The sequence below is a fragment of the Patescibacteria group bacterium genome, from assembly GCA_028711655.1.
Classification (GTDB): domain Bacteria; phylum Patescibacteriota; class Patescibacteriia; order Patescibacteriales; family JAQTRU01; genus JAQTRU01.
In genome coordinates this window covers 1-4,088 of the sequence record JAQTRU010000059.1, presented here as the reverse complement: position 1 = coordinate 4,088, position 4,088 = coordinate 1, and the positions used below count along the sequence as shown (strand labels likewise).

At 42.0% G+C, this 4,088-nt stretch carries 4 protein-coding genes; all 4 read left to right on the top strand.

The window, feature by feature from the left end:
• Nucleotides 1-38: 38 nt before the first annotated feature.
• Nucleotides 39-845 (top strand): translation elongation factor Ts, encoded by an 807-nt coding sequence (tsf, locus tag PHQ42_05230; GenBank protein ID MDD5072103.1) that lies wholly within the window; start codon nt 39-41, stop codon nt 843-845.
• Nucleotides 846-938: 93 nt separating this feature from the next.
• The gene (ricT, locus tag PHQ42_05225) at nt 939-1,823 is read left to right on the top strand and encodes a regulatory iron-sulfur-containing complex subunit RicT (GenBank protein MDD5072102.1); all 885 of its coding nucleotides are present in this window, start codon (nt 939-941) and stop codon (nt 1,821-1,823) included.
• Nucleotides 1,824-1,965: 142 nt separating this feature from the next.
• Nucleotides 1,966-2,994: a type I glyceraldehyde-3-phosphate dehydrogenase gene (gene gap / locus PHQ42_05220; GenBank protein MDD5072101.1), complete on the top strand. Its 1,029-nt coding sequence runs from the start codon at nt 1,966-1,968 to the stop codon at nt 2,992-2,994.
• 168 nt (nt 2,995-3,162) lie between these two features.
• On the top strand, nt 3,163-4,088 hold a 926-nt coding region (locus tag PHQ42_05215; protein MDD5072100.1), incomplete at its 3' end, for an NADH-ubiquinone oxidoreductase-F iron-sulfur binding region domain-containing protein.

The following is a 4,088-nucleotide window of genomic DNA, read 5'->3' as shown; positions in this document are numbered from 1 at the left end:
TTAAGAAGTAAGAATTAAGAATTAACAAAATTAAATCTATGGAAATATCTTTGGATAATATAAAATTACTTCGTGAAAAGACCGGGGCGGGCATGGTTGATTGCAAGAAAGCTATGGAAGAATCAGGGGGTGATATAGAAAAAGCCGTGGAGGTTCTGCGGAAAAAGGGAATCGCCAAAGCGGCGAAAAGAAGCGAGCGGGAGGCCGGCGAGGGTGTCAGTTTGGTAGGCGCCAATGGCGCCGGAGACGAAGGTTATATTTTGGAAATGAATTCAGAAACCGATTTTGTCGCCCGCAATGAAAAATTTCAGAAATTGGCAAAATTGATTTTTGATCTTATAAAAGACAAGAAGCCGAAAGAGCTGGAAGAATTACTTGGCCTTAAATTGGATAAAGGAACGGTAAAGGAAGATTTGGATAATTTAAGCGGAACTATCGGCGAGAAATTGGGAATTAAAAGATTTGCCGTTTTGGCCGGCGCTTGTCTGGCGGCTTATTCCCATGCGGGCGGTCGGATTGGAGTTTTGGCAAGTCTGGACAAAGCCGGAGAAAGCGAACTGGCCAAAGAAATAGCGATGCAGATAGCGGCTGCCAGCCCCCTTTATTTAAGCCGTGAAGAGGTGCCGGCGGAGGAAATAGAGAAAGAAAAAGAAATTTATCGGGAAAGTTTGGCCAAAGAGGGCAAGCCCAAAGAGATAATTGAAAAAATAATTGCCGGAAAATTGGATAAGTATTTTGAGGAAATTTGCCTGCTTGAGCAGGAATACATAAAAGAAGATAAAAAGAAAGTAAAAGATATTTTAGGAGAAGTGAAGGTAGAGAAATTTATTAGATACTCGCTATAATAATCCGAATCTACGAATTTATCCGAATGCCCCGAATTATACAATCGGCATTCGGAGCATTCGGATATCATTCGGATTAATTCGTATTATATTATGAAGGTTGCCCAAGTACAATTTGCTCCCTGGGATAAAGTATATAGTTTTGACCAAAATGATTTAGCTTTAACCGAAGGTGATATGGTTGTTGTTAAAACTGATTTGGGGTTAGAGATGGGCAAAGTGGTCGGTTTTGTGGAAATGGAAGAAAAAGATTTGGCAGATAACGGCGAAAGAAAAGTTGATAATGGAGCGGAGAAAGAAGCGACCGGCGAAGAGGCGAAAACTCCGGCTAAAGAAAAGAAAATAAAACCAATTATACGCAAAGCCACTTCCATTGATTTGGAAAAAAGAGTAAGTCCGGAAGAAAAAGAAGAAGCTTTGGGATATTGCCGGAAGATGGTGGAAAAAAATCAGCTGGAAATGAAATTGGTTGATGTTTATTTCTCTTTTGACGGGTCAAAAATCACTTTTGCTTTTATTGCCGACGGTCGGGTTGATTTTCGCGAACTGGTCAAAGATTTAACCCGCCATTTCAGCAGAACCGTGAGATTGTATCAGATTGGCATTAGAGATGAAGCGAAAATAAAAGGCGACTACGGGCCTTGCGGCCGGCCCTTGTGCTGCAAAAAATTTTTAGGGGATTTGGCTTCCATAACTTCGGAAATGGCCGAGGTCCAGCAGGTTGTCCACCGCGGCAGCGAGCGCATTTCCGGAATGTGCGGACGTCTGATGTGTTGTCTGGCTTTTGAGGAGAAAGGCTATGAGGAACTGGCTAAGAATATGCCGCCCCTGGGAACCAAGGTGAATGTTGACGGGAAGAGAGGAAAGGTTATCGGCCACCATATATTAAAGCAGTCGGTAGATGTCCAGTTTCCCGGAGAAAAAGGCGAGGATGGCGTTATTGCGGAGGTGGACTTGAACAGAAATAAAAGAAAATAATTAACATAAAATAAATACCCCGTAAAAGCGGGGTATTTTTTCATTTTTTTATTTTTTGTGCTATAATTTTTATATAATTATTAAAATTTAAAATGCATGAACCTCATTAGGTTTTAAAGCCTGGCGGGGGCATAATAAACATATGGGAAAATCTAACGGGGTGAATATTGCGATAAATGGTTTTGGTCGGATTGGCCGGAACACTTTTAAAGTTTTGTTAGAAAAAAAATCCGGAAATAAAATCGTGGCCATTAATGATCTGACCGATGTCGGAACTTTGGCCCATTTATTAAAATATGACACTTGTTATGGCAAATATAAAGCCGGTATCAGTTTCAAAGGCGAAAATCTAATTGTGGGTGGAAAGAAATACAAGGTGCTGGCGGAAAAAGAGCCGGCCAAACTGCCTTGGCGGGAATCGGGTGTGGACATAGTTCTTGAATGCACGGGCAGGTTTACAAAGAAAGAAGAGGCGATGGCGCACGTAAAAGCCGGAGCGAAAAAGGTTATAATTTCCGCGCCGGCCAAGTCGGATAGCGTTAAAACGATTGTCCCCGGGGTAAATGAAAATAAAATAGGCAAAGGCGACAAGGTCATTTCCATGGCTTCCTGCACCACAAATTGTTTAGCGCCGGTAGTTGACATTATCCGGCAGAATTTTGGCATCAAAAAAGCGATTATGACCACAATCCATTCTTATACGGCTGACCAAAACCTCGTGGACGGGCCGCATAAGGATTTGCGCCGGGCCCGGGCGGCGGCCGCCAATATTGTGCCGACCACGACCGGCGCCGCTATCGCCACAACCAAAACCATTCCCTCTTTGGCGGGTAAATTTGACGGCTTGGCCCTAAGGGTGCCGACACCGGTGGTTTCCCTGTGCGATATTGTTTTTATAACCAATAAGAAGGTAGAAGAGAAAAAAGTAAATCAGATTTTCAAAAGGGCTGCCCGGAGCGCTAAATACAAAAATATCGTGGCCATAACTGAAGAGCCGTTAGTTTCTTCTGATTTTATCGGCAATCCGGCCAGCGCTATTGTGGATTTAGCCCTCACTAAAGTTATTGGCGGAGATTTAGTCAAGGTGGTGGCCTGGTATGATAATGAGTGGGGATACTCTTGCCGGCTCGCTGAGTTATGTGAATATATAGCAAAAAAGCGGTTAGTCTAGGGTATTATTTATACAAAATTTTAAATACTTTTAATAAATTCTAAGCACTAAATCCGAAATCCTAAACAATCTCAAAATTCAAATTACCAAAATTCAAAATATTAGTTTAGAACATTTGAATTTTGATATTTGGATTTGTTTAGGATTTAGAGTTTAGGATTTTGTTTTATGAATATATTAAATAAAATCAAGAGGGCGGGTTTAGTTGGCCGGGGCGGAGCTTGTTTTCCCACGGCAGACAAATGGGAGATGGTAAAGAAAGCCAAAGGAACAAAAAAATATATAGTTTGCAATGCTTCTGAAGGCGAACCGGGAGTAGCCAAAGACAGCTATATTTTGGAAAATTTTCCCGAAAAAGCGATAGCTGGCATAAAAATAGCCATTGATTTCTTGAAAGCCGAGAAAGCCTATATTTATATTAACCATGATTATTACAAAAGATTCGGCAAGAGTCTGGCCGAAATTGTTAAGGCAGAGCCAATTGAATTTTTTATCAAGCCGATTGCCTCCGGCTATATTGGCGGAGAAGAAAGTTCAATCCTTAATGCCATAGAAAATAAACGGATTGAACCAAGGTTGCGCCCTCCTTTCCCGACAACAAGCGGCCTTATGAGCTGCCCGACTTTAATCAATAATGTAGAAACTTTTTACGATGTCAGTTTGGTGGCGGCCAATAATTATAAGAAAGAGAGGTTTTATACCATCAGCGGCGATTGCTTATGGACCGGCGTTTTTTCTTTTCCCCTAAACTGGACAATTGAAAAAATATTGAAGGAAACCGAGAATTACCCGAAGTTTCCTTTTTTTGTCCAGACAGGGGGAGAAGCTTCGGGAGAGGTTTTGGGAAGCGGGCAATTAAAACGGCCGGCAGGCGGAGCCGGTTCAATTACCGTTTACAGCGCTTTAAAGCATAAGCCGGAGAATTTAATAAGGAGTTGGCTTGATTTTTTTCTGGCCGAATCCTGCGGCAAATGCACTCCTTGCCGCGAAGGCGTTTATCGTTTAAGGGAAATGATGGATCTGCCCAAGCCTGATTGGCGCCTTTTTGCTGATTTACTTAATAATTTGGAAGAAACTTCATTTTGCGGACTGGG